This is a genomic window from Bacillus sp. SG20033 (genome assembly GCF_044570195.1).
GTDB classification, from domain to species: Bacteria; Bacillota; Bacilli; order Bacillales; family Bacillaceae; genus Bacillus; species Bacillus subtilis.
Genome location: NZ_CP172606.1, coordinates 354,737 through 380,489, shown reverse-complemented (window position 1 = coordinate 380,489; position 25,753 = coordinate 354,737). Strand labels below are relative to the sequence as shown.

The following is a 25,753-nucleotide window of genomic DNA, read 5'->3' as shown; positions in this document are numbered from 1 at the left end:
AAATTTAAACCTTTACACCAAATGCTTTCTGGATTACTCTTGTGTCAGTTTTAAAAGCGGGAGGTGAACATCACGACGGACATCATAAAAACAATACTTCTCGTCATCGTCATCATAGCAGCTGCAGCTGTCGGCCTGATAAAAGGAGACTTTTTCTCAGCTGATCAAAAAACGTCTCAAACGAAAGAATATGATGAAACAATCGCCTTCCCATCTGACCGGTATCCCGAAACGGCCAAGCATATTAAGGATGCGATAAATGAGGGGCACTCAGAGGTGTGCACTATCGACAGAGACGGAGCTGAGGAACGCCGCGAGCAATCATTACAGGACGTACCTTCCAAAAAGGGGTATGACAGAGATGAATGGCCAATGGCCATGTGCAAAGAAGGCGGTGAGGGAGCTTCTGTAGAATACATTTCTCCCGCTGACAACCGCGGAGCAGGCTCTTGGGTCGGGCATCAGCTTACCGATTACCCAGACGGCACAAAGGTTTTATTCACAATTCAGTAAACAGTACATAGAGGAGGAACAGCACATTGATCAAATCATGGAAGCCGCAAGAACTTTCGATTTCATATCATCAATTTACTGTATTTCAAAAGGATTCTACACCTCCTGTAATGGATTGGACTGACGAAGCGATTGAAAAAGGATATGCTGCGGCAGACGGAGCCATTTCCTTTGAGGCACAGCGAAATACAAAGGCCTTTATTCTTTTGCGCCTGAACAGTTCAGAAACAGTAAACTCCTACGAAAAAAAAGTGACTGTTCCTTTTCATGTCACAGAAAACGGAATTCATATTGAAAGCATTATGTCTAAAAGACTGTCCTTTGATCTGCCTAAAGGAGACTATCAATTGACATGTTGGACTGTGCCGGCTGAAATGTCAGATTTGCACGCCGACACTTATATTATTGATGCTGTTTCTGTGTAATGAAAAACCCCTGAGAGAATAACTCTCAGGGACTCTTTATAAACTTTCTCCGTTTGTCTTGATGACATCTTGATACCAATAAAAGCTTTTTTTCTTCAAGCGTTTTAAATCGGATGTGCTTTCTTCATCACGATTGACATATACAAATCCGTATCTTTTTTGGTAGCCGTTCAGCCAGCTTAACAGATCAGTAAACGACCAGCTGCAATAGCCGATTAAATCGACACCGTCACTGATGGCTTGTCTGCATTGCTCAAGATGCGAACGCAAATAATCAATTCGATAATCATCCTGTACAGTGCCGTCCTCAACTTTATCAAATTCACCCAAACCGTTCTCTGTTATAAACACTGGAAGCTGATAGCGGCTTGTAATTCGGCGAAGACCGATACGCAGCCCAATTGGGTCAATTGTCCAATCCCAGTTGCTCGTTGTCAGATGCGGATTTTTTTTCGTTTTGAACACTCCGGGTATCCCCGTCTCCTGATTGGTTCCTTTTTGGCCTGTCGTATTCATTTTCCCTTCTGACACACCATCAAGCGGATTTCGTTCATAGGTGATCGTCTGATAATAATTGACACCTACAAAATCAGGCTTCCCTTTGGCGAGCAGGTCCATATCTCCTGCTTCAATTGTCGGCGCCCATCCCTGTTTTTCCAAGTAGCGGAATGGAATTTGCGGGTATGTTCCCCAGCAATACATGTCAAGCCACCAATTGTTCGTAAATTCTTCGGCGTTTTCAAATGCCAGTATATCCTCTGGATGGCTTGATAAAGGGTAAGCCGGAGAATAAGCAAAGCTAGGACCTATTTTGCCTTCAGGCACATATTCTCTAAATGATTCGATGGCTTTTGCATTAGCCAGAAACGCAATATGGTTTGCTTCGTAAAATCGTTTTCTGTCTTTCACTCCAGGCGGATGCATGGCTGTAATAAATCCGTGATTAAAATTGTAGTTCTGTTCGTTTAACGTAACCCAATATTTCACCCTGTCTCCAAAACGTTTATAAAGAGTAATACAGTAGTGATTAAAATCCTCTATGATGTTTCTGGATTCAAACCCGCCGTATTCGTCCATAAGCGCTTGAGGCAAATCCCAGTGATATAAAGTCAGAACCGGCTCGATGTGATGAGAAAGCAATTCATCAATCAGTCTATCGTAAAACGCTAGACCTGCTTCATTGATCTCTCCTTTTCCTTTTGGAAAAACCCGTGGCCAGCTGACGGAAAATCGATACGCTTTTAACCCCATCTCAGCCATCAGAGCGACATCTTCTTTAAATCGGTGATAATGGTCAACCGCAATGTCGCCATTGGTTCCTTTAAACGTTTTGCCCGGTATTTTCGTAAACACATCCCAAACAGAAGGGCCTTTGCCATCTTCATTCCAAGCGCCTTCAATCTGGTACGCTGCAGAAGCAGAGCCCCACAAAAAATGTTTCGGAAAAGATTCTGGATGCTGGTGGATCATAGTGTTTATCACTCCTGAATTATTTGATAAACCTATCATAGGCTATGAAACGCGTTTCATATCAACTTGAAGTTAGTCGCGGAACAGCTCAGCTAATATTTTTTCTCTTTGTCCAAGAAAATATCGTGTTAATTGAACATGCTCTGTATTCTCATATTCAATATGATGTATTCTTCCACCATCAAAGCTTAAAATATTAGCATTGGGATAGCCCAGTAGGATTGGGGAGTGAGTCGCAATGATCATCTGTACATTTCCGCCCTTCACCAAATCATGTATAACTCTCAAAAAAGCTAATTGTCTAGCTGGAGAAAGTGCTGCTTCTGGCTCATCTAAAAGGTAAATCGCTTTCTCTTTAAAACGATGACGGAATAGAGACATAAAGGACTCTCCATGTGATTGATTGTGTAGCGGCCTCCCTCCATAGGAACGGTATGGCTGAGGAGCATCTAGTTCCATCTCATCCAGATGAAGAGAAAGATGATAAAACGATTCAGCCCTTAAGAAGAAGCCATTTGTTACCTTTGGAAGCCAAGATAAACGTATATAATCTCCTAAATGGGAATCTGACTCCCGTAATTCATAGACATTATTTCGGCTTCCGCCCGCTGTATTGAATTCACACTTATCTGCTATCGCTTCAAGCAAAGTAGATTTTCCAGATCCATTTTCCCCCACAAAAAAAGTCACTTGGCTAGTAAATAAGATGTCATTTAATTGACTTATAGCCGGGATAGTAAAAGGAAATCTGTCAAAGTCCAAAATCTTATCTCGAAGAAGAGTAACCTTTTTTAAAAACATAGCATCTCCTTTCTATACTCAGTTAAATAATATATTGAGAAAGATCTTCTGCATCCATAAAAACATAGCCCATCCTAGTATTCCAACACATAATGCAAACCAAAACGGCACATGAATTTTCAGCAAAAAAGCCAAAATAGCTAGTAAACAAACTGTAGCTGGGATTCCTGTAAGCACACCAGATGCAAATTGACTTAATTGAGCTGTTTTTTCACCTTGTATTTGCATCCAAAAAAGGCTTAATAAACTGACCAAGGGCAAAGCAGCAATGATGCCGCCATAGGTCGGATGTCTTTTTGATATTTCAGTAACAAAACCGATAATCAACGCAGAGATGATTACTTTACTTAAAACTGCCATTGTTTAGCTTCCCTACTTAAAAGTTCAAATGCCTGTTCAAGTAATTTCTTTTCTGATGTGCTCATTCGTTCAATTATTTCTTTTAATTTCTCTTTATCTAGCTGTGTATGCTGTTCAAGAACAGATCTTCCTTCTTGTGTTAAGAAAACTAAAACTTTTCGTTCATCCTGTTGACTTCGCCGTTTAGCTATAAATCCCTTTTGAATCAAACGTTTAGTATGCTCTGACGCTGTATTGTGAGAGACAGACAAGTATTCAGCCAAAGCTCCTATTGTCGCCTCACCTTGCTTTTCAATATGCTGCATAATCCGTATTGCCTGGTGAGAAATATTATCTTTATGTTGATAATGTAATAAATAATAAATATCTGTCCACTGCTGATTAAGTTTAGAGATTAAATCCATCTCCATCATTATACACCCCATTTATATCTTATTATAAGATATAATCAACAAAAGCGATATATTTTTTGGAAAATTCATTCAGTAACTTTTAACAATAAAAAAGCACCCAATTCCCATTGGATGCTTACCATTTTAATGTCTTTTTTCAAATTTATGCGGATGAGGATGGTGCTTTGGAACAAAGCCGTTTTGTTTCATCATTTCAAAGTGTTTGTCCAAGTGATTTTTGATGTGTTCTCCTCTTTCTTTAGGCAGGACACCATATTGTACATACTTTGAGATCACGTCTTTGCGCTTTTTAAGAATCTCTGCTTCCAGTTGTTCAATCTCTTTCTTTTGCTGATCTGTCAGTGTAACATTTGCGGGAGGCTGCTGCTGTTTTTCAGCGGCCTCAGCTGTACCGGTCAGAGAAATGACAGCCGCTGCAATGAACATTGTGATGATGTTGATGGTTATTCGTTTCATCCAGTTTATTCCTCCAATCTATTTTTCATATGTTTTGCTGCCTTGTATTTTTTATGCATAAAAATAAAAAGAGCGAACCATTATTCGCTCTTTCTAATCTCTTCGTCAGCATTAAGTTCTTCTTCACCTGACGTCGCATAAGTGACATACGTTCCCGCGATTAAATCATGCAGGGTCCGTTTGTCTTCTCGTACGGCAATCAGAATCAGGCTGGCGATCAAGCCGAGTCCGAAGGTTATAACGTAAACCAGGCCGGCTACAATAACCCGTAAAAACATTGTTAACAAGCTGACTTGTGATCCGTCTTTTTTTACGATTCTGATTCCGCAGATTCTTTTTCCGATAAGGTAGCCGCGCCAAAACACCGGCAGCAAAATAGAGTACAGCAGAACAACCAAACTGATGAACATGCTGTCATTCGGGTCTTTTCCTGTAATCAGCCAATAGATCAGCAAAAGAGGCACGGAGACTATAATGTAGTCTAACAATGCAGCTCCAAGTCTGATCCAAAATCCGGCTGGTTTGTAAATGTTCATTTGACTCCCCCATTATGGTTTAAATGTTTCCATTTTCTTTCTCATCGAATATATCATATGCCTTAGGGGCATCAGCAAGACTTAAATTTATTCTGAAGATCGATTTCATGCTTCTTGACCATTTCTTACGGTATTGGCATAGAGGAATAACTGATCTTCTGCATCCATCACGTCCACATGTGTTTCCTTGGTACGTCTGGCATTCATCCTTGGACAACTCCTTTTTTCATCACCTCTTCCCTTCATAGACGCTTTTAAACACCCACCTATGCTTTTTGTATACACAATTCGAACTTTTTGAAAACGCCATCAACATATTGCAACCCCTTATGTTCAATGCTATCTTTTTAGTTGATTAACAGATTGGGGGAACTATAGGTGAAATCATTCATGCATTCCAAAGCCGTTATATTCAGTTTCACAATGGCTTTCTTTCTTATATTGGCAGCCTGTTCCGGCAAAAATGAAGCCGATTCCAAGGATACAGGCTGGGAGCAGATTAAGGATAAAGGGAAAATCGTAGTCGCTACATCAGGCACGCTTTATCCCACTTCTTATCATGATACCGACTCTGGCTCCGATAAGCTGACAGGCTACGAGGTTGAAGTCGTTCGTGAAGCGGCAAAACGCCTGGGACTGAAGGTTGAGTTCAAGGAGATGGGCATTGACGGGATGCTGACAGCGGTGAACAGCGGACAGGTTGACGCAGCCGCGAATGACATCGATGTGACGAAGGACCGCGAGAAGAAGTTCGCATTTTCTACTCCATATAAATATTCATACGGCACGGCAATCGTCCGTAAAGACGATTTATCCGGGATTAAAACGCTTAAGGATTTAAAAGGGAAGAAAGCGGCTGGCGCGGCTACAACCGTCTACATGGAGGTCGCGAGAAAATACGGCGCCAAAGAAGTGATTTATGATAATGCGACGAATGAGCAATATTTAAAAGATGTTGCCAACGGACGCACTGACGTCATTTTAAACGACTATTACCTGCAGACACTTGCGCTCGCGGCATTCCCGGATCTCAACATTACAATTCATCCTGACATCAAGTACATGCCGAACAAACAGGCCCTTGTCATGAAAAAAAGCAATGCGGCACTTCAGAAAAAGATGAACGAAGCATTGAAAGAGATGGGCAAGGATGGTTCTTTGACTAAACTGTCGAAACAATTCTTCAATAAAGCAGATGTATCAAAAAAAATTGATGCCGACGTTCAGGACGTTGATTTGTAATCGGACGCCATGATCAATAGCATTCAATGGGAATATATTTTCAACACGAAGCTGGCTATTGAATCGTTCCCTTATGTCATAAAAGGCATTGGATATACACTGCTCATCTCTTTTGTAAGCATGTTTGCGGGAACTGTGATCGGCCTGTTCATATCACTCGCCAGAATGTCTAAGCTTGCTTTGTTAAGATGGCCGGCGAAGCTCTATATCTCATTTATGCGGGGCGTTCCGATTTTGGTGATTTTGTTTATCCTTTATTTCGGGTTTCCTTATATCGGCATTGAATTTTCCGCGGTCACGGCTGCTTTAATCGGCTTTAGCCTAAACAGCGCCGCCTACATTGCGGAAATTAACCGTTCAGCCATTTCATCCGTCGAAAAAGGACAGTGGGAAGCCGCATCCTCGCTGGGTCTTTCCTATTGGCAGACGATGAGGGGCATCATTTTGCCGCAATCGATACGTATTGCGCTGCCTCCGCTTGCCAATGTATTGCTCGACTTAATCAAGGCGTCCTCTCTCGCTGCGATGATTACAGTGCCGGAATTGCTCCAGCATGCGAAAATCATCGGGGGCAGAGAGTTTGATTATATGACCATGTATATTCTGACCGCTCTCATTTATTGGGCCATCTGCTCCATTGCCGCGGTCTTTCAGAATATCCTTGAGAAAAAATACGCTCATTATGTTTAAACAAACGTTTCATTAAAAAAAGCCGCTCCCCAGGGGACGGCTTTTTTTCTATTGATTCAGCTTCCATTTAAACGGGTCCTCAAACAGCGACCAGTCGGAATCAAATTCATATTCAGTCAGCAGGCATTGATCAAGCTCTTTCGTGATCGTTTCTTCATCCAGGTCAGTTCCGATAAAAACTAGCTGCGTTAGGCGGTCGCCGAACTCCGGGTCCCACTCCTCCAGGATTTCCGGCTCCTGCTGTTTGACTTGCTCCTGCTCAAGCTTCGGCAGCGCCGCCACCCAATAAGATACAGGCTCAATCGTAACCGACGGACCTGCTTGCGACATCAGCAAAGCGAGGTTGTTATGAGATGCGCACCAGACGATTCCTTTGGCACGAACCACGTTCTTTGGCATTTGATCTATCCATTGATAAAACCGTGTAGAATGAAACGGCAAACGTCTCTTATATACAAATGAAGAGATACCGTATTCTTCTGTTTCCGGGGTGTGTTCCGCATGGCCTGCCGTCAGCTCTTGAATCCAGCCGGCCGATCCGCTCGCTTCCTCGAAGTTAAATAACCCTGTATGCAAAATCTCCTGTGGTTTTACATTTCCTTTGACGGAACGAATGAACTTGGCTCTTGGCTGCAGTTTACGAAGAACTTTTTCAAGCTGTTCGAGCTCTTGCTCGCTGACCAAATCACATTTATTTAAGATCAGTACATCGCAAAACTCAATTTGATCGATCAAGAGGTCGGCGATTTCTCTTTCATCCTCTTCCCCCAATGCTTCTTTGCGGTCCAGAAGGCTTTCGCCTGACTGATAATCATGCCAAAAACGGTTGGCATCAACCACTGTCACCATCGTATCCAGCTGACAGAATTTTGTAAGATCGATTCCCATCTCTTCATCGATATAAGAGAAAGTCTGGGCCACCGGGATCGGTTCGCTGATTCCTGTTGATTCGATGACGATATAATCAAACCGTCCGTCTTTTGCCAGCTTCTCAACTTCAATTAATAAGTCTTCGCGAAGCGTGCAGCAAATGCAGCCGTTTGACATTTCCACAAGCTTTTCATCTGTTCTGGAAAGGCCCCCTTCCTGCTTGACCAAGCCCGCGTCAATGTTCACCTCGCTCATATCGTTTACGATAACCGCTATTTTCAAGCCTTCGCGATTTTGCAGAATGCTGTTCAGCAATGTTGTTTTTCCCGCACCTAGATAACCGCTCAGTACGGTAACCGGAATTTTTTTCATAATAATGCCTCCGTTAAAATAGAATGATTACGATTTAAATTGTATACTTTGCCATATGTACAATGGTGTAGAGCAGCTTTTCGCGCTCATTTCTCGCTGCCGCCCGATTTATAAATCAGTAAAGGCTCCAACCGCGTTTAATCCTTTTCCCCATCGCAAATCCTTGCCGACATTCGGAAAACCGCAGCTTGCATAAAGCAATTGCTCTACTTGAAATGCTGAACCGATGGAGAGCGCAAATATCTCATCAGAATGCGGCTTGTGTATCGTCTCCAGTTTTCAAGAGACGCTTCATGGGGATCAATGACAGCAAGATCCTTAGCCTTTCCGCTTTTCACAGATACAGACAATGATAAGCCATTTATCATAAAACGTAATTGTTACGATTTAAATTGTATGGTCTTTTTTCCTTTTTGTCAACGGTTTTCAATTCAGCTGATCACCACTTTTGTATGTTCAGGGATATTTTCATATATCCATTTCGCATCTGGAATGGTCAGCCTGATACAACCGTGAGATGCTTTCGTTCCTAGTTTTTCTGCTTCCGTTTTGATGACTTTTTGATCCTTTGTCATTGGCACACTATGAAATAGAAATTCGCCGTGGTTTTTCCATGATACCCAGTATTCTGCGCCTTCCTGGTATCCTTCGGAGAAAAACCATTCTCCCCGTTCAGGCTCTACATAAAAGGTGCCCTTTGGCGTAGCATCATCTTTTGTTTGATCAAGACCAGAAGAGATCATCATTGTATAGATAGTGTTGCTTCCTTCCTTGATGTAAGCCTTCTGCTCCTTCACATTCACATCAATCCAGACATGCTTCTGTTTAATATCCGGGTATTCTCCGCCCGAAGGCTTCGTCCAATCAATGCTTGTTTTTGCTGTTTTTCGAACGTCCGTTATGTTTTCGACCGTTTTCTTTAAATTGATACTTGCGTGTTCTTCTGCATGATCGGAGCAGGCTGACAGCAGGCAGGCTGGCATAAGAACTGCAATAATGAATAATGAGAGTTTCATATTTTATCCACTTCCTTTGAAAAAAACAGCTTCGCATAGGCATCGTGGAGATGGATCGATTCTTCATTTCGGCATTCAATCTCAAAGGCTGACACCCATTCAAGCTCAAACAAATCAGCAGCAATCAGCCGGACGAGATCCTCAACAAATCTCGGGTTTTCATAGGCCGTTTCTGTCACGGCTTTTTCATCAGGCCGCTTCAATACCGGATGCAGTCTCGCAGAAGCATTTGATTCTGCGGCGTGAAGCAAATCGGCTTTAAAATCACTTGGCAGTGATGCGGCCGGGTGAATATCCGCCCAAATGCTGACCGTTCCCCTCTGATTATGGGCGCTGTATTCGCTGATTTCCTTGGAGCAAGGGCACAGAGTCGTTACTTTTGCTGAGATGCCGGCACGCTGTTTAAACGGCTGATCTTTGCGATAGGTGACAGACATGAATATATCAGCATGCATCAAACCCGCTTTCTCAAGCTTCGGGCTTTTCCGTTCGAAAAACCACGGAAACCTCACTTCAACTGTGGCAGATGATATGTCCATGTTTTCTGCAAGCTCTTTCGTAAATTGCTGAAGAGAGGAAAATGAGAGAACCCAGCCATTTTGATGATAGACTTGCAGCAGCTCTGTTAACCGGCTCATGTTAATCCCCTTCTGATTTCTCGGCAAATTACAAGTCATTGTAAAGTTCGCAGCCGTTGTTTGCTCGGCAGGCATCATGGCAGAAGTGATTGTGACTGGATGGGACACATTAGCGACACCTACATGCTGAATATCAAAAAAATAATCCTTCCTGATATTTTGCAGGTCCTTCATTTTCTCTTTTTCCACTGGTTTCTCGCCTTTGATCGGACTGACCGATCCAAAGTATTGAAGACGCTCCGTTTTTTTCGGGAGCAGCGTATGTTGATTCATTCAGAAAACTCCTCTCGCTAACAAATCGTAATAATTACTATTTATTTTGATCGGTTCACTGTTGAAAATCAAGAGAAAATAAAAAAGACACGCACAAACGCGTGTCCGTCAAAACCCTACACATCCGCCGGGCTGCTTTCCGCGCTCCAGCTTTTCCGCCAGTAATAGCCTGCGGCAAGCACAAGTGCAAACGCCAGCAGCGCGATACAGGAAAACGTGATAAAACCGATAGCATATGTGCCTGTCATCTGTTTGAGAGATCCTAAGATGTTCGGCAGGAAAAACCCACCGATTCCTCCGGCCGCACCGACAATTCCCGTCACCATGCCAATTTCTTTGCGAAAACGCTGCGGCACGAGCTGGAATACTGCGCCGTTTCCCATTCCGAGCCCCATCATTCCGACAAACAATAGAACAATAACCATTGAGAGAGATGGCAGGCTGCTGACTCCGGCCATACACAGTGCCACGATGACAAACAGTACAGAAAGAACTTTCGTGCCGCCGACACGATCCGAAATCAAGCCCCCGACAGGCCGGAAAAAGCTCCCCGCCGCCACACATAATGTAACGAAGTCGCCCGCATGAATTTTTGACAGCTGGTATTGATCAACAAAGAAAATAGATAAAAAGCTTGAGAGCCCGACAAATCCGCCAAATGTGACGCTGTACAGCAGGCAGAAAAACCATGTTTCCTTTTGCCCGAACACATGCAGATAGCTTTTGAGCGGCTGGGGAGACGGCTGTGCAGGAGAATCCTTTGCCATGGATACAAAAAGAATAAAGACGATCAATAATGGAATAAGCGCAAGTCCCATGACAATGTGCCAGCCGAACTGCTCTGCCAGACGAGGGCCAAACAGGGTTGCAAACAACGTGCCGCTGTTCCCCGCTCCGGCAATCCCCATCGCAAGCCCCTGCAAATGAGGCGGATACCATCGGCTGGCCATAGGCAGCGCTACAGCAAAGCTTGCCCCCGCCACGCCAAGCAGAATCCCGATGGCATACAGCTCAGTCAGGGAACGGCCGCCGAATGTCCCCCAAAGCAGCGGAATCATCGTCACCAGCATCCCGATCACTGCCGTTTTTTTCGGTCCGATTCTGTCCGTTAAAATACCAAGAATGATACGAAACACTGATCCAGATAAAATCGGCACAGCTACGACAAGCCCTTTCTCAAAAGGAGACAGGCCAAAATCCTGAGAAATATAAACACCCAGCGCCCCAAGCATAACCCATATCATAAAACTGACATCAAAGTATAAAAAGGAACAGAGCAACGTGAGTGGATGACCGCTAGTTTTCAGTTCCGACAGCTTCATAAGATTCCCCTTTCTAGACCCTCATTATTTTACATTTTCTGAATCAAGGATATAGGACCATTATTTTCTGGAAAAGACATGTGTAAGTTTTTGTGACACGTTTAATGCGTTAACAGTGCATTGTGACATAATTTTTAATAGGAGAAAACTTACGAGCTTCGCCAAAGGAGGTCTGATACATGAAGAAACAAAGATTGGTGTTAGCGGGAAACGGCATGGCCGGAATCCGCTGTATTGAAGAAGTATTAAAGCTGAATCGCCACATGTTTGAGATTGTCATTTTCGGAAGCGAGCCGCATCCCAATTACAATCGCATTCTCTTATCCTCTGTATTGCAGGGTGAAGCGTCACTCGATGATATTACACTGAACAGCAAGGATTGGTACGACAAGCACGGGATCACGCTTTACACAGGCGAAACGGTTATTCAGATTGATACAGATCAGCAGCAGGTCATAACGGATCGCAAGCGCATCCTGTCTTATGACAAATTCATTGTGGCAACAGGCTCCTCCCCTCATATTCTCCCTATCCCCGGGGCAGACAAAAAAGGTGTCTATGGATTTCGGACAATAGAAGACTGCCAAGCGCTGATGAAGATGGCTCAGCGCTTTCAAAAGGCTGCGGTAATCGGAGCCGGCTTATTAGGACTGGAAGCTGCAGTCGGTTTACAGCATCTCGGTATGGATGTCAGCGTCATTCACCACTCCGCCGGCATTATGCAAAAACAGCTCGATCAAACAGCGGCGCGGCTGCTGCAAACAGAGCTGGAACAAAAAGGCCTAACCTTTCTTCTGGAGAAAGACACCGTCTCCATTTCCGGCGCCACCAAGGCAGACCGAATCCATTTTAAAGATGGCTCTTCATTAAAAGCAGACTTGATTGTGATGGCGGCCGGCGTCAGACCGAATATTGAATTAGCTGTATCCGCTGGAATCAAAGTGAACCGCGGGATCATCGTGAATGACTTCATGCAGACAAGCGAACCGAATATCTACGCCGTTGGTGAATGCGCCGAACATAACGGAACGGTGTACGGATTGGTGGCACCGCTTTATGAGCAGGGAAAAGCTCTCGCCAGTCATATTTGCGGCGTTCCATGTGAGGAATATCAAGGCTCAGCACCATCTGCGGCTTTAAAAATAGCTGGAATCGATGTGTGGTCAGCAGGAAAGATCCAAGAGGATGAACGCACGACGAGCATCAAAATCTACGACGAACAAGCAGGCGTTTATAAAAAAGCGCTTTTTGTAGATGACAAACTGGCCGGTGTTATTTTATTCGGAGACACCCGTGACAAGCAGCGGCTTCTCGACAGCCTGCTTAAACAACGAGACATCTCCATTGTCAAAAAGCAGATCATCGAACCGGAGACAAGCGGCCCTTTATTTGAATCCATGCCTTCCAGTGAAACGATTTGCCAATGCAACACAGTGACGAAAGGCGCGATTGAAGACGCGGTGCACACGAATAGCTTAACAACTGTTGAGGAAGTCAAGCACTGCACCAAAGCCACTGGGTCCTGCGGAGGATGCAAACCGCTCGTTGAAGACCTTTTGAGGTACATGACCAACAGCGAATATACGAAGCCCGCCGGCACACCTTCGTTTTGCAGCTGTACTGATTTTACAGAAGACGACATCATCGCTGAGCTTCAGCGCAGGCCATTCACTAATCCGGCAGAAGTGATGAACCAGCTTGACTGGAAAACAAAAAAAGGATGCAGTACTTGTGTTCCTGCGATTCAATACTATCTGGAAATGCTGTACCCTGGGTTTGTCCAGCCTGAGCCAGCCACTGAAGAGACATGCATCCTGATTCCGCAAATGTACGGCGGGCGGACAAACGCGGAGCAGTTAAGAACCATCGCCAACATCATTGAGGCATACAGCATTCCCGACGTATCCATGACTCACGGCCAAAGGCTGAAGCTTGCCGGGATCAAGCCTGCGGATCTCCCGAACATAAAAAAAGACCTGAAGATGCCCGTTTACACTAATGAACACCGACACGCGCTGCAAAGCATCAAAGCATGTACATGCGGGCAAAATCGATCGATTCAGCAGCTGGCAGCCCAAATCGAAAGACAACTTGAGATGCTTCCCTTACCCGCTCCCATTTCTATCAGCTTATCATGTGAAACAGACTGCACCGATGCCGCCCTGCAAGATGTCGGCGCAATTCGGACACAAGCTGGCTGGGACATTTACATCGGAGGCGTCCGGGGAACTCATGCCCGTTCAGGAGCCCTGTTTTGCGTGACTGAGAACGAATACAGCACTGCCGGCATGATCAAAGGACTGATCCAGTATTATCGGGAAACGGCTCATTACTTAGAAGCTGTTCATCAGTGGATAGACCGTCTCGGGATCGTTCATATCAGAGAAGTGCTATTCGAAGAAGACCTAAGGGCACAGCTGCTGGAAAGCCTCCAAACAGATCTGTCACTGATTCAAAACCCGACTGTTGAGACGGGTGCATATAAGAAAGGATGAGGCATTTTGACTGAACGACTGCTTAGATATTTCCGTGATAAACAGCAAGACGTCCAATCAGAAAAAACATATGACACTCAATGCCCGTTTTGCAGCATGCAGTGCAAAATGCAGCTCGTGGAACAAACCATCGTCACGCGCAAAAAGCACACTGCGATCGGGATTGATAATCCTACAACACAGGGTCGGCTATGCATGAAGGGCATGAATGCTCACCAGCATGCCCTGAACTCCTCTCGCATCACCCACCCTCTGCTGAAGAAAAACGGCGAGTTTATCCCTGTTTCCTGGGAAGAAGCATTGAATTACATTAAAGACCAAGTGACAATGATCCAAGCAGAACACGGCCATGACGCTATGGCGGTATACGGAAGCGCCTCGATTACAAATGAAGAGGCGTATTTGTTAGGGAAATTCGCACGGGTGGGCTTACAGACAAAATACATCGACTACAACGGGAGGCTTTGTATGTCCGCCGCAGCAACCGCAGCCAACCAAACATTCGGCGCGGACAGAGGCTTAACGAATCCCTTATCAGACATTCCCCACACCCGTGTGATCATTCTGGCCGGCACCAATATCGCGGAGTGTCAGCCTACGATTATGCCGTATTTTGAAAAAGCGAAAGAAAACGGAGCTTACATCATTGCCATTGATCCCCGTGAAACAGCGACAACGAAAATCGCCGATCTTCATTTGAAAATCAAACCCGGCACAGACGCCGCTCTTGCCAACGGTCTCGTCAAAATCATCATCGACGAACAGCTCGCAAACGAAGATTTTATTCAATCACGAACAAATGGATTCGAAGAGCTGAAGCAGCATACTGACTCGTTGGACCTGAATGACATCGCCGAACAGACGAGTGTCCCCCTGGTGGATATAAGAAAAGCTGCTGTAAAGTTTGCCAAGGAAACGTCCGGCATGCTGTTTACAGCCCGCGGGATTGAACAGCAAACCGATGGAACAGCGGCTGTGAAAGGCTTCTTAAACATGGTGCTGATCACAGGAAAAATCGGCAAGCCTTACTCAGGTTACGGGGCGATCACCGGACAAGGCAACGGGCAAGGTGCAAGAGAGCATGGTCAAAAAGCCGATCAGCTTCCGGGCTATCGATCTATTGAAAACGAACAACACCGGGCACATGTTGCGAAAGTGTGGGGAATCCATCAGGATGATCTGCCGCGAAAAGGTGTCTCAGCCTATGAAATGATGGAAAAAATCAATGACGGCGACATCAAAGGATTGTTCCTCATGTGCTCCAATCCTGCTGTCTCCAGCCCAAATGCGAATCTCGTGAAAAAGGCTTTACGTAAACTGACATTCTTTGTTGCAATCGATTTGTTTATTTCTGAGACTGCGAAATACGCAGATGTGATTTTACCTGCCTCCTCTTACTTAGAAGATGAAGGCACCATGACAAATGTAGAAGGACGCGTGACATTAAGAGAAGCAAGCCGGCCATGCCCCGGCGAAGCAAAGCATGATTGGCAGATCATTTGTGATCTCGCATCCGCTCTCGGCAAGGGCCGCTACTTTTCTTATACGTCAGCGGAGGATATTTTTAATGAATTGAGAGAAGCGAGCCGAGGCGGGATTGCCGATTATTCAGGCATCTCATACGACAGGCTCAGACGTGAAGGCGGCATTCATTGGCCGTGTCCGGAATCTGATCATCCCGGAACTGGGCGCTTGTTTACAGAATCATTTGCTCATCCGGATCAAAAAGCGGCATTAAGTGTGATTCCAAACGAACCACCTGTTCCAAAAGAGAAGCCGACAGCCGATTATCCGCTTTATTTAACGACAGGCAGAGTCATGTCTCACTACTTAACAGGCGTCCAAACAAGAAAAAGCGCCGCCCTTGCCGCGAGACATTTTGAATCGTTTATGGAAATCCATCCGCAAACAGCAGCGACCTACAATATCGAGGACCGTGTACTGGTAAAAATAGAATCGCCGCGGGGAAGCATCACCGTCCGCAGCAAATTATCAGAACAAATCAGAAAAGATACTGTTTTTGTTCCCATCCATTGGGCAGACGCTCAAAATGTGAATGATTTAATCGGGGAAGCCTTAGATCCAGCCTGTAAAATGCCCGGTTTTAAGGTATGTACCGTCCGAATCAGACCCATTTAAATTTTTCATAAAATTTTTAGAACTTTTCGTATATTTTGTTACATTTTATAACATGTATCTTAAATATTCCTTTTTGCTGTGCTACGCTGGAAAAAACATTGATAAGGAGCGGATCATCTGATGGGAAAAAAACAGCTAGTTCTTGTTGGTAATGGAATGGCCGGGGTAAGGGCCATTGAAGAGATACTGAGTGTTGCTAAAGACGATTTTCAGATCACAATTTTCGGTGCCGAACCGCATCCCAATTACAACCGAATCCTTTTGTCAAAAGTGCTTCAAGGCGATACAGATATTAAAGATATTACGTTAAACGATTGGGACTGGTACGAAGAAAACAACATTCAATTGTATACAAATGAAACAGTCATCAAAGTGGACACGGAAAACAAAACAGTCATCACAGATGCAGACAGAATCCAGCCTTACGATGAATTGATCTTGGCGACAGGCTCGGTCCCTTTTATCCTTCCGATTCCGGGCGCAGACAAAAAAGGCGTCACAGCTTTCCGGGACATAAAAGATACAGACACAATGCTCGCCGCGTCAAAACAATATAAAAAAGCTGCCGTCATCGGCGGAGGACTTCTTGGTTTGGAAGCAGCTCGCGGACTGCTGAATCTTGGCATGGACGTGTCCGTCATCCACCTTGCCCCATTCCTGATGGAGCGCCAGCTTGATGCAACGGCAGGACGCCTGCTGCAAAACGAGTTAGAAAAACAAGGTATGACCTTTTTACTTGAAAAGCAAACAGAAGAAATTGTCGGTGATGACCGTGTCGAAGGCCTTCGCTTCAAAGATGGCACAAGCATTGAAGCTGATTTAGTCGTCATGGCTGTCGGCATCCGTCCGAATACAACACTCGGCGCCGAGAGCGGCATTCCGGTTAACCGCGGCATCATCGTCAACGATTATATGCAGACTAAAATCCCGCACATTTACGCAGTCGGCGAATGTGCCGAGCACCGAGGAATCGCCTACGGGCTTGTGGCACCGCTCTATGAACAGGCAAAAGTGCTGGCGAAGCATATTTGCGGCATCGAAACAAAACCGTATGAGGGCTCCGTTCTCTCCACACAGTTAAAGGTATCAGGCGTCGAGGTTTTCTCTGCCGGTGACTTTAACGAATCAGAAGAGAAAAAAGCGATTAAAGTCTTCGATGAGCAGGACGGCATCTATAAAAAAATCGTCCTGAGAGGCAATCAAATAGTCGGTGCTGTTTTATTCGGCGACAGCAGCGAAGGCAACCGCCTGTTTTCTATGATTCAAAAAGAAGCCGATATCTCTGAAACCTCAAAAATATCAATCTTACAGCCTCTCGACCAACAAGCAGGCACAAGCATAACCGCAGCGATGAGCGACGATGAAATCATTTGCGGCTGTAACGGCGTGTCAAAAGGTGCGATTATTCAAGCCATACAGAAAAAGGGCTGCTCGTCAACGGACGAGATCAAAGCATGCACCGGCGCATCCCGCTCATGCGGAGGCTGTAAGCCACTCGTAGAAGAAATCCTCCAGCATACGCTCGGATCAGACTTTGATGCGTCAGCGCAAAAAGAATCCATTTGCGGCTGCACCACATTGTCGAGAGATGAAGTCGTAGAAGAAATCAAAGCCAAAGGGCTGTCACATACAAGAGAAGTCATGAATGTGCTCGGCTGGAAAACGCCAGAAGGCTGTTCCAAATGCCGGCCCGCTCTGAACTACTACTTAGGCATGATTAATCCAACCAAATACGAGGATGACCGGACATCCCGCTTTGTTAATGAACGAATGCACGCCAATATTCAAAAAGACGGAACATACTCAGTCGTTCCTCGGATGTACGGCGGCGTGACCAACTCCACAGATTTGCGCAAGATCGCCGATGTCGTTGACAAATATGAGATCCCGCTCGTGAAAATGACAGGCGGCCAGCGAATTGATCTTATCGGCGTGAAAAAAGAAGACCTTCCGAAGGTATGGGAAGATCTTGATATGCCGTCGGGCTACGCGTACGGAAAAACGCTCCGCACAGTGAAAACATGTGTAGGCGAGCAATTCTGCCGCTTCGGCACACAAGACTCCATGGCACTGGGCATTGCGCTTGAGAAAAAATTCGAAGGGCTAAACACGCCGCACAAAGTCAAAATGGCCGTGTCTGCGTGCCCGCGAAACTGTGCGGAATCCGGCATTAAGGACCTTGGCGTTGTCGGCATCGACGGAGGCTGGGAGCTTTATGTCGGCGGAAACGGCGGAACCCACTTGCGTGCCGGCGATTTGCTGATGAAGGTGAAAACAAATGAAGAAGTCTTAGAATACGCAGGCGCTTACCTGCAATATTACAGGGAAACCGCAAACTATCTGGAGCGTACGTCCGCATGGCTTGAGCGCGTCGGTTTATCCCATGTCCAATCCGTGTTAAACGATCCGGAAAAGCGGCAGGAGCTGAACGACCGAATGAATGAAACACTCTCTGTCCACAAGGATCCGTGGAAAGACTTTTTAGAGGATAAACAAACCTCTAAAGAATTATTTGAAAATGTCGTGACCACATCATAATGACAAAAACAATCATTGAGGAGGAATGGACATGGTAAACAAAGACGTAACAAAAGTATGTATCGGAAAAATTGAAGAATTGCCTGAACAATTAGGCAAAACAGTGTATATTGAAGATAAGGAGCTCGCGGTTTTCAAGCTTTCAGACGGAAGCATCCGCGCCATCGAAAACCGCTGTCCGCATAAGGGCGGCGTCCTGGCAGAAGGCATCGTCAGCGGTCAATATGTTTTCTGCCCGATGCATGACTGGAAAATTTCCTTAGAAGACGGAATCGTCCAAGAACCTGACCACGGATGTGTCAAAACATATGAAACGCTGATCGAAGGAGAACATGTTTATCTCGTATATTGATCAAAAGACCGGATCACTTTTCTAGTGGTCCTTCATTTTTTACAGTGACGGAAGGATGACATGATCATGAAGAACGGAATCGTATATTTCGTGGGAGCCGGACCCGGCGACCCAGGCCTGCTCACCATCAAAGGAAAACAGGCGCTCGAGGAAGCAGATGTGATTTTATATGACCGGCTCGCCAACCCGAAGCTGCTCGAATTTGCATCACCGGACTGCCAGTTTATTTATTGCGGAAAACTGCCAGACCGCCATTTTATGAAACAAAAAGAAATTAACGCCCTGCTGGTTGAAAAAGCATTAAATGGGTTAACCGTCGTTCGCTTGAAGGGCGGAGATCCGAGCGTATTCGGCAGAGTCGGCGAGGAAGCAGATGCTCTTCATGAGCACGGCATTCGCTATGAAATGGTGCCGGGAATCACCTCTGGAATTGCAGCGCCGCTATATGCGGGCATCCCCGTCACGCATCGGGATTTTGCATCGTCTTTTGCCATGATTACAGCGCATGATAAATCATTAAAAGGCACGCCGAACCTTGACTGGGAAGGGCTGGCCCGAAGCGTTCAAACCCTTGTTTTTTACATGGGTGTCAAGAACTTGTCTTATATTTGCCAGCAGCTCATTTCATACGGGAAATCGCCTTCTGTCCCTGTCATTGTCATCCAATGGGGGACGTGGGGCCGCCAGCGGAGTGTGAAAGGAACACTTGAGAACATTCAGCAAAAAGTGCAAGAACACCAGATTACAAACCCTGCGATTATCGTCATTGGAGACATCGTCAACTTTCAAACACACAGCTGGTTTGAAAGCAAACCGCTCATCGGCCGGCATTTGATGGTTGTGACTCATGGCGAAGATGAAGACCAGCTTGCAGACAAGCTGCGCGATTCCGGCGCCGATGTCATCGAGTGGCCGAAATGGCGGACCGAAAACATGCCTGTCAATGAAGAAATTCTTCGAAAGATTGGCACCTTTGAAGACATTTTTTTCACATCGCGCCGGGCGGTTTGTGAATTTTTCAGAGCACTGGCTTCTCAGAAAATCGACATCCGCCAGCTGACAGCCAAACTGAGTGCAGCATCTGAGCAAGCAAAGACGGAGCTTGAAAAACAGGGCTTTCTTGTCACCGCCATTCAGCCTGATTCAGAGAAACGTCTTGTTGTCGGGAGCCGCCATGCAGTGGAATTCATGCAAAAGCATGAATCCTGTTCGTTTTATATCACTCATGAAAACGTCATAGATGACCGGTTCACCCACATGATTCAGCGTACCATCAGTGAATCCCCGCTGCACATGGTCATTTGCCCGAACAAGCTGTCCGTGCAGCAATTGATCAATGGTGGCGAACAAATTGGCATTTTGCCGGAACCGTCAGCAAGCCGGCCCCCTATCGTCTGTATAGGCGATGACTCAGCTGCCGAAGCTTATGGATTCACAGCTGTACAAGAACAGGATGAATTGCTAGCTTTCATTCAGAATCAACAAGCGGAAAAAAAACTCCTTCACAGCTGATGGCAAACAGCCCTTTCCCCCAAGGGCTGTTTTATTTATGTACCAATTTTTTATGATGGGTGGAATACATCGCCATATTCTCGGCCTTAGGATCCAAATAAGCCTTAGCGGTGTTGACTGCTGTCGGGCCTTCGGTAAAGCCGCCGGCAATTAATCTCAGCTTGCTTTCATAAAAAGCCGCGTCGCCCGCCACAAACACGCCCGGAAGATTCGTTCGCATATGTCTGTCAGCTTTCACCCTGCCTTCTTCAATCTCCAGTCCCCACTCCTTCATCGGCCCGAGATCAATTTTGAACCCATGATTGATGATCAGCTCATCAATTTCTATGTCTTCCCTCTGGCTAGACTCAGTATGACAAACGGTCACGCTTTTGATGCGCTCTTCATCTCCGTTCAACTGCTCCAGCCGATAAGGAGTAAGCACCCGCATCGATGATTTCTTCATTTTCGTCACGCTGCTTTCCATTCCGCCGAATTCCTCACGCCGATGAACGACAGTCACAGACGCCGCAATCGGTTCAAGCTCATTAGCCCAGTCGACTGCAGTATCTCCGCCGCCTGATATCACCACGCGTTTCCCTTTAAACGCATCGAGCTTCTCCACTCCATAATGAAGATTTTTGCCCGCATATCGGGCCGCATCCTCGCTGTCAAACTCATTGACCTCAAGCGTACCCATGCCGCAAGCCAAAATTACAGTTCTTGTATAGTGCTTTTCCCCTTCAGAACCCGTCAGTACAATGGTGCCGTCACCCAGGCGTTCAAACCCGGTCACACGCTGATTCAATACGATATCAGGATCAAACGTTGCCGCCTGCTCCTTCAGCTGCTCGATCAGCTGCTTTCCCGCAATCCCCGGTATGCCGCCGATATCGCGAATGATTTTCTCAGGAAAGAATAAAGACACCTTCCCTCCGAGCTTCGGCAAAAATTCGATTACCTTTGTTTTCAGCTCCCGCATCCCGCAGTAAAAAGCAGTAAACAGCCCAATCGGCCCCCCGCCTATAATCGTAACGTCATATACCTCTTGATTCTCAGCCATCCGTCCTGCCTCCCGTTCACATCTATATCAAAGTTTTAATTGAGAATGAATATCAATACAAAGTATATCATATTTCACGAGCCTTTGTTTATTCATTTCTTCTCCTTGTGATCAATTGTTGAAAACCCTATAATAGGCAAAAAACAAATGGGAGTAACAGATGAAAAGACGAGTCGAAACGATCACCTTCGAAGGACATACACTAGAATATTCAGTGGCTGGAAAGGGTGCCCCCATCCTTGTCATGCATGGCGGGCATTCAAATTGTTACGAGGAATTCGGATACACAGCGTTGATTGAGCAAGGGTATTCCATCATTACGCCTTCAAGGCCCGGCTATGGACGAACGTCAAAAGAAATTGGAAAAAGTCTTGCCAATGCCTGCCGTTTCTATGTGAAATTATTAGATCATTTACAAATCGACAGTGTCCATGTGATCGCCATCTCAGCAGGAGGGCCGAGCGGCATATGCTTTGCCTCACATTATCCGGAAAGAGTAAATACATTGACCCTGCAATCCGCGGTCACTAAAGAGTGGCTCACCCCAAAAGACACTGAATATAAATTGGGGAGAATTCTCTTCCGCCCGCCGGTGGAAAAGTGGATATGGAAGCTGATTTCTTCCTTGAATAACGCTTTCCCGCGTTTGATGTTTCGAGCTATGAGCCCCAAATTCAGCACGCTTCCGTTTCAGCGAATCAAGTCCTTGATGAATGAAAAAGACATAGAAGCATTTCGGAAAATGAACAGCCGGCAGCGCTCGGGTGAAGGATTTCTGATTGACTTGTCACAAACCGCCGCTGTCTCTTTAAAAGACCTGCAAGCCATCATATGTCCCGTGCTGATTATGCAAAGTGTTTATGATGGATTGGTTGACTTGTCACATGCACATCATGCAAAAGAGCACATTCGTGGCGCTGTTCTCTGTTTGCTTCACTCATGGGGACACCTGATTTGGCTCGGAAAAGAAGCTGCAGAAACAGACAGTATCCTACTCGGTTTTTTGGAATCCTAACCAAAGTGAAACGATCCTTTCCCTTCCTCCGTCAAACAAGCAGTGCCTTTTTTTCTGGTATCATAAGAAAGGCAGCTTAACATGAGCGGAGGTTTTATTGTGACAGCACAATCATCTTTTCTTCAGCTGAATTCTATTTTTATCAGCATTTTAATAGAAGCCATTCCGTTTATTCTGATTGGCGTCATACTTTCCGGAATCATTCAAATGTTTGTTTCTGAAGAAATGATTGCAAGAATCATGCCGAAAAACCGTTTTCTCGCCGTTTTATTCGGTGCGCTGGCCGGCGTTTTATTTCCCGCCTGCGAATGCGGCATCATCCCGATTACGAGGCGGCTTCTGTTAAAGGGAGTTCCTCTGCATGCGGGCGTTGCTTTCATGCTGACCGCGCCTATCATTAATCCTATCGTTTTATTTTCTACTTATATTGCGTTCGGGAATAGATGGAGCGTGGTCTTTTACAGAGGCGGACTGGCTCTCGCCGTTTCGCTGATCATCGGGGTCATTTTATCCTATCAATTTAAGGATAACCAGCTTTTAAAGCCTGATGAACCCGGGCACCACCATCATCATCACGGCACCTTGCTCCAAAAACTGGGCGGGACCTTGCGGCATGCCATTGATGAATTTTTCTCCGTGGGGAAATATTTAATCATCGGCGCCTTTATCGCAGCCGCTATGCAGACGTATGTCAAAACATCCACTCTGCTTGCGATCGGGCAGAATGATGTATCCTCTTCCCTCGTGATGATGGGTCTGGCGTTTGTCCTGTCGCTTTGTTCAGAAGTTGATGCGTTCATCGCGTCTTCCTTCAGCAGCACATTTTCATTGGGATCGTTAATCGCCTTTCTCGTCTTTGGCGCAATGGTGGATATTAAGAATCTATTGATGATGCTTGCGGCCTTCAAAAAACGATTTGTTTTCCTGCTGATTACATACATTGTCGTGATTGTTTTAGCGGGATCACTACTGGTAAAGGGGTGATTGGATGTTTCGTCTATTGGTGCTGATGGGATTTACGTTTTTCTTTTATCATCTGCATGCCTCAGGAAATCTAACAAAATATATCAATATGAAATATGCCTATCTTTCCTTTATTGCGATCTTCCTGCTGGCCATTCTGACCGCCGTCCAAGCATATCTATTTATCAAGTCGCCTGAAAAAAGCGGACATCACCATGACCATGATTGCGGGTGCGGCCATGATCACGAGCATGACCATGAACAAAACAAGCCATTTTATCAGCGTTATTTGATTTATGTTGTTTTTCTTTTTCCTTTGGTGTCAGGCATCTTCTTCCCAATTGCAACGCTTGACTCATCCATAGTCAAAACAAAAGGGTTCTCGTTTAAGGCGATGGAGAGCGGTGATCACTACTCCCAAACACAGTATTTGCGGCCTGATGCCAGCCTTTATTACGCGCAAGACAGCTATGACAAACAAATGAAACAGCTGTTTAATAAGTATTCCAGCAAAAAAGAGATTTCTCTGACCGATGACGATTTCCTAAAAGGAATGGAAACCATCTATAACTATCCGGGTGAATTTCTCGGACGGACGATAGAATTCCATGGATTTGCTTACAAAGGAAACGCAATTAACAAAAATCAGTTGTTCGTATTAAGGTTTGGCATCATTCACTGTATCGCTGATTCCGGCGTGTACGGGATGCTTGTGGAATTTCCGAAGGACATGGACATCAAGGATGATGAATGGATTCACATTAAGGGCACTCTGGCCTCAGAATATTACCAGCCATTCAAGTCAACTCTCCCTGTCGTCAAAGTAACTGACTGGAATACCATTAAAAAACCTGATGATCCGTATGTTTACAGAGGATTTTAAGTGAAGACGAAACCAGTACAAGTACTGGTTTCTTTTTTATTTCTTTTTCATCAGCATCAAATCGAGATAGAGCTGGCACCGCGTTCTGAAATCGCTTAAATCGATCGACGTCATCTCAGTAATCTGTTTGATGCGGTAATTCAATGTATTTTGGTGAATAAACAGCTGTTCTGCCGCTGGTTTTGTTTTGCAGTTGTTGAGGAGATAGATTTCCAAGGTTTTGAGCAGCTCAGTGCTGCTTTCTTCGTCTTTCGCTTTTAATAAAGCTAAATCTTTATTCTCGTATTCTAAAAATTCATTTTTCTGTTCGATGCTTTCTAAATAGCGGTAAATGCCGAGTTTGGCATATTCATATGGAATGTTTTCCTGATTGCCGGTGATTTCTGCGGCTTTGATGACTTCGAGTGCTTCTGTGTAGCTCTTGCCAAGTTTTAATAGGTGATTATATTCGTTTCCGATACCGATATAAATAGGGGTAGGTATTTTTTGAAAGTGAAAATGTGTTAACAGCTTGTTAATAAACTCAGAAGCTGCTGAGGAGACGGAGCTTTTTTGGGAAAAACTCGCTACGACGATGACAATGTTTGATTCGATCGTTAAGACATGACTGACCTTATCCCGTAAATTCAGGTACGACCTGATATTTTCCTTTAAATCCTCAACCGCTTCCCCATCCCCATTTGCGGCGTGCAGGATAACAACTGAAAACATGGAAGGCAGCACGGTGTTGATCCTTTCAGCTTCCCGTCTGAGTTCCTTCTCAGAGGTAAATTGCTGGTAGATCGCCCGTTTGATGAGATCCTCTGCTTTTTCTTCCTTTTCCTGTTTCAATTTATTCGTTTTATAAATGATTTTCCCGACATGGAAGGAGGTCTCGTACAAAAAGTCGAGCTCTTCATCCGTCAGATTTTGGTCCAGCTCCTGAATCCAGATGTAGCCCATGACTTCCCCTTTGTGCTTTGCACTCACGACCACCCTCTGGTTTAACCCAATGCTTTCAATTTTATTGACGCGAAAAGGCTCAGGCTCTGTTTTCAATTTTTCAATAATTCCGTCCTTCAGAAACCTCTCAAAAATCTGGACCGGACACTTTTTCGAAAAAATAGTCTGCTGGTTGGCAGAATCAAAATGGTTAATATAGTAAGAATTATAGGCTAACAAAAAGAAATCCGCGCTTTCCAGTATCACTGGCTTTTGCAGTTCATAGCTAATAAAATCAATCAGCTTATCAACATCTGAAAATGAAAAAACTCTCTCTAAAAGCTCTTCCATACCTTTTTCTCCTATACTTTTTTTACTTTAATCATATCCATACGGGGTCTTTTTGTATAGAAAAAAATACGTTTGTTTCCAAAAGAAAAAAATGGCCGCTTAAAAGGAGAAAAGAGGAAAAAGGGACAGCCCCTTCCTCCTCCTT

The 25,753-nt window shown here is 45.1% G+C and carries 25 protein-coding genes and 1 pseudogene; 12 read left to right on the top strand and 14 right to left on the bottom strand.

Annotated features, from left to right (window positions below; genetic code table 11):
- Nucleotides 1-63: 63 nt before the first annotated feature.
- Nucleotides 64-513 carry a DNA-entry nuclease gene (gene nucA / locus ACFVP7_RS02035; protein WP_070548532.1) on the top strand — a complete coding sequence of 150 codons (450 nt, stop codon included), beginning with the start codon at nucleotides 64-66 and terminating at the stop codon, nucleotides 511-513.
- A 26-nt stretch (nucleotides 514-539) separates the two neighbouring features.
- Nucleotides 540-938 (top strand): DNA-entry nuclease inhibitor, encoded by a 399-nt coding sequence (nin, locus tag ACFVP7_RS02030; protein WP_021481824.1) that lies wholly within the window; start codon nucleotides 540-542, stop codon nucleotides 936-938.
- A gap of 36 nt (nucleotides 939-974) precedes the next feature.
- Here the strand turns inward: nin and bglC are convergent, their stop codons facing one another.
- The 7 genes from bglC to ACFVP7_RS01995 form a co-directional block, all read right to left on the bottom strand.
- Nucleotides 975-2,408, bottom strand: coding sequence for a 6-phospho-beta-glucosidase (gene bglC, locus ACFVP7_RS02025; protein ID WP_123373936.1), 1,434 nt, complete (start codon nucleotides 2,406-2,408; stop codon nucleotides 975-977).
- A gap of 72 nt (nucleotides 2,409-2,480) precedes the next feature.
- Complete coding sequence (locus tag ACFVP7_RS02020; RefSeq protein WP_021481826.1) at nucleotides 2,481-3,209, bottom strand: AAA family ATPase; 729 nt, start codon at nucleotides 3,207-3,209, stop codon at nucleotides 2,481-2,483.
- 18 nt (nucleotides 3,210-3,227) lie between these two features.
- Nucleotides 3,228-3,569, bottom strand: a complete 342-nt coding sequence (locus tag ACFVP7_RS02015) for a DUF3147 family protein (RefSeq protein WP_032724911.1) — start codon at nucleotides 3,567-3,569, stop codon at nucleotides 3,228-3,230.
- On the bottom strand, nucleotides 3,557-3,979 hold the full coding sequence (locus ACFVP7_RS02010) for a MarR family winged helix-turn-helix transcriptional regulator (protein WP_170939093.1): 423 nt from the start codon (nucleotides 3,977-3,979) through the stop codon (nucleotides 3,557-3,559). The genes ACFVP7_RS02015 and ACFVP7_RS02010 overlap by 13 nt, the downstream gene beginning before the upstream one ends.
- Before the next feature lie 126 nt (nucleotides 3,980-4,105).
- Nucleotides 4,106-4,438 (bottom strand): YckD family protein, encoded by a 333-nt coding sequence (locus tag ACFVP7_RS02005; protein WP_021481829.1) that lies wholly within the window; start codon nucleotides 4,436-4,438, stop codon nucleotides 4,106-4,108.
- A gap of 80 nt (nucleotides 4,439-4,518) precedes the next feature.
- A complete protein-coding gene (locus ACFVP7_RS02000) occupies nucleotides 4,519-4,974 on the bottom strand; it encodes an RDD family protein (protein ID WP_396582940.1) in 456 nt (151 codons plus the stop codon).
- A gap of 19 nt (nucleotides 4,975-4,993) precedes the next feature.
- The gene (locus tag ACFVP7_RS01995; protein ID WP_122060560.1) at nucleotides 4,994-5,191 is read right to left on the bottom strand and encodes a hypothetical protein; all 198 of its coding nucleotides are present in this window, start codon (nucleotides 5,189-5,191) and stop codon (nucleotides 4,994-4,996) included.
- Between the two features lie 161 nt (nucleotides 5,192-5,352).
- On the opposite strand from ACFVP7_RS01995, the gene ACFVP7_RS01990 reads away from it, so the two are divergent.
- The gene (locus tag ACFVP7_RS01990; RefSeq protein ID WP_080481234.1) at nucleotides 5,353-6,216 is read left to right on the top strand and encodes a transporter substrate-binding domain-containing protein; all 864 of its coding nucleotides are present in this window, start codon (nucleotides 5,353-5,355) and stop codon (nucleotides 6,214-6,216) included.
- A 9-nt stretch (nucleotides 6,217-6,225) separates the two neighbouring features.
- Nucleotides 6,226-6,906, top strand: a complete 681-nt coding sequence (locus ACFVP7_RS01985) for an amino acid ABC transporter permease (RefSeq protein WP_003234624.1) — start codon at nucleotides 6,226-6,228, stop codon at nucleotides 6,904-6,906.
- A gap of 48 nt (nucleotides 6,907-6,954) precedes the next feature.
- Here ACFVP7_RS01985 and zinU read toward each other — a convergent pair whose 3' ends face one another.
- From zinU to ACFVP7_RS01960, 5 genes and pseudogenes are all read right to left on the bottom strand, one after another.
- Complete coding sequence (gene zinU / locus ACFVP7_RS01980; protein ID WP_024572175.1) at nucleotides 6,955-8,148, bottom strand: zinc metallochaperone ZinU; 1,194 nt, start codon at nucleotides 8,146-8,148, stop codon at nucleotides 6,955-6,957.
- Nucleotides 8,149-8,175: 27 nt separating this feature from the next.
- Nucleotides 8,176-8,349 (bottom strand): annotated as a pseudogene (locus ACFVP7_RS01975) (hypothetical protein).
- A 230-nt stretch (nucleotides 8,350-8,579) separates the two neighbouring features.
- Nucleotides 8,580-9,164 (bottom strand): L,D-transpeptidase, encoded by a 585-nt coding sequence (locus ACFVP7_RS01970; RefSeq protein WP_128737490.1) that lies wholly within the window; start codon nucleotides 9,162-9,164, stop codon nucleotides 8,580-8,582.
- Entirely contained in the window at nucleotides 9,161-10,075 is a 915-nt protein-coding gene (gene folE2, locus ACFVP7_RS01965) for a GTP cyclohydrolase FolE2 (protein WP_128737489.1), read from the bottom strand. Before folE2 ends, ACFVP7_RS01970 begins: the two co-directional genes overlap by 4 nt.
- A 116-nt stretch (nucleotides 10,076-10,191) precedes the next feature.
- The gene (locus tag ACFVP7_RS01960) at nucleotides 10,192-11,397 is read right to left on the bottom strand and encodes an MFS transporter (protein ID WP_024572172.1); all 1,206 of its coding nucleotides are present in this window, start codon (nucleotides 11,395-11,397) and stop codon (nucleotides 10,192-10,194) included.
- A 179-nt stretch (nucleotides 11,398-11,576) separates the two neighbouring features.
- On the opposite strand from ACFVP7_RS01960, the gene nasB reads away from it, so the two are divergent.
- The 5 genes from nasB to cobA all read left to right on the top strand — a co-directional run bounded on the left by nasB (nucleotide 11,577) and on the right by cobA (nucleotide 20,433).
- Nucleotides 11,577-13,892, top strand: coding sequence for an assimilatory nitrate reductase electron transfer subunit NasB (nasB, locus tag ACFVP7_RS01955; protein ID WP_396582939.1), 2,316 nt, complete (start codon nucleotides 11,577-11,579; stop codon nucleotides 13,890-13,892).
- A gap of 6 nt (nucleotides 13,893-13,898) precedes the next feature.
- Entirely contained in the window at nucleotides 13,899-16,031 is a 2,133-nt protein-coding gene (gene nasC, locus ACFVP7_RS01950) for an assimilatory nitrate reductase catalytic subunit (RefSeq protein WP_396582938.1), read from the top strand.
- 120 nt (nucleotides 16,032-16,151) lie between these two features.
- Nucleotides 16,152-18,569 (top strand): nitrite reductase large subunit NirB, encoded by a 2,418-nt coding sequence (gene nasD / locus ACFVP7_RS01945; RefSeq protein ID WP_213419527.1) that lies wholly within the window; start codon nucleotides 16,152-16,154, stop codon nucleotides 18,567-18,569.
- A 31-nt stretch (nucleotides 18,570-18,600) separates the two neighbouring features.
- A complete protein-coding gene (nirD, locus tag ACFVP7_RS01940; RefSeq protein ID WP_003246252.1) occupies nucleotides 18,601-18,921 on the top strand; it encodes a nitrite reductase small subunit NirD in 321 nt (106 codons plus the stop codon).
- Between the two features lie 60 nt (nucleotides 18,922-18,981).
- Complete coding sequence (cobA, locus tag ACFVP7_RS01935; RefSeq protein WP_396582937.1) at nucleotides 18,982-20,433, top strand: uroporphyrinogen-III C-methyltransferase; 1,452 nt, start codon at nucleotides 18,982-18,984, stop codon at nucleotides 20,431-20,433.
- A 31-nt stretch (nucleotides 20,434-20,464) separates the two neighbouring features.
- On the opposite strand, the gene ffoR is transcribed toward cobA, so the two are convergent.
- Nucleotides 20,465-21,475 carry a ferredoxin--NADP(+) reductase gene (ffoR, locus tag ACFVP7_RS01930; RefSeq protein ID WP_396582936.1) on the bottom strand — a complete coding sequence of 337 codons (1,011 nt, stop codon included), beginning with the start codon at nucleotides 21,473-21,475 and terminating at the stop codon, nucleotides 20,465-20,467.
- Between the two features lie 160 nt (nucleotides 21,476-21,635).
- On the opposite strand from ffoR, the gene ACFVP7_RS01925 reads away from it, so the two are divergent.
- The 3 genes from ACFVP7_RS01925 (at nucleotide 21,636) to ACFVP7_RS01915 (ending at nucleotide 24,336) form a co-directional block, all read left to right on the top strand.
- Complete coding sequence (locus ACFVP7_RS01925; RefSeq protein ID WP_042977237.1) at nucleotides 21,636-22,490, top strand: alpha/beta fold hydrolase; 855 nt, start codon at nucleotides 21,636-21,638, stop codon at nucleotides 22,488-22,490.
- Between the two features lie 99 nt (nucleotides 22,491-22,589).
- Entirely contained in the window at nucleotides 22,590-23,474 is an 885-nt protein-coding gene (locus ACFVP7_RS01920) for a permease (protein WP_010886400.1), read from the top strand.
- 4 nt (nucleotides 23,475-23,478) lie between these two features.
- Complete coding sequence (locus ACFVP7_RS01915; protein WP_003234649.1) at nucleotides 23,479-24,336, top strand: TIGR03943 family putative permease subunit; 858 nt, start codon at nucleotides 23,479-23,481, stop codon at nucleotides 24,334-24,336.
- 36 nt (nucleotides 24,337-24,372) lie between these two features.
- Here the strand turns inward: ACFVP7_RS01915 and putR are convergent, their stop codons facing one another.
- The gene (gene putR / locus ACFVP7_RS01910) at nucleotides 24,373-25,608 is read right to left on the bottom strand and encodes a proline utilization transcriptional regulator PutR (protein ID WP_003234651.1); all 1,236 of its coding nucleotides are present in this window, start codon (nucleotides 25,606-25,608) and stop codon (nucleotides 24,373-24,375) included.
- Nucleotides 25,609-25,753: the final 145 nt, after the last annotated feature.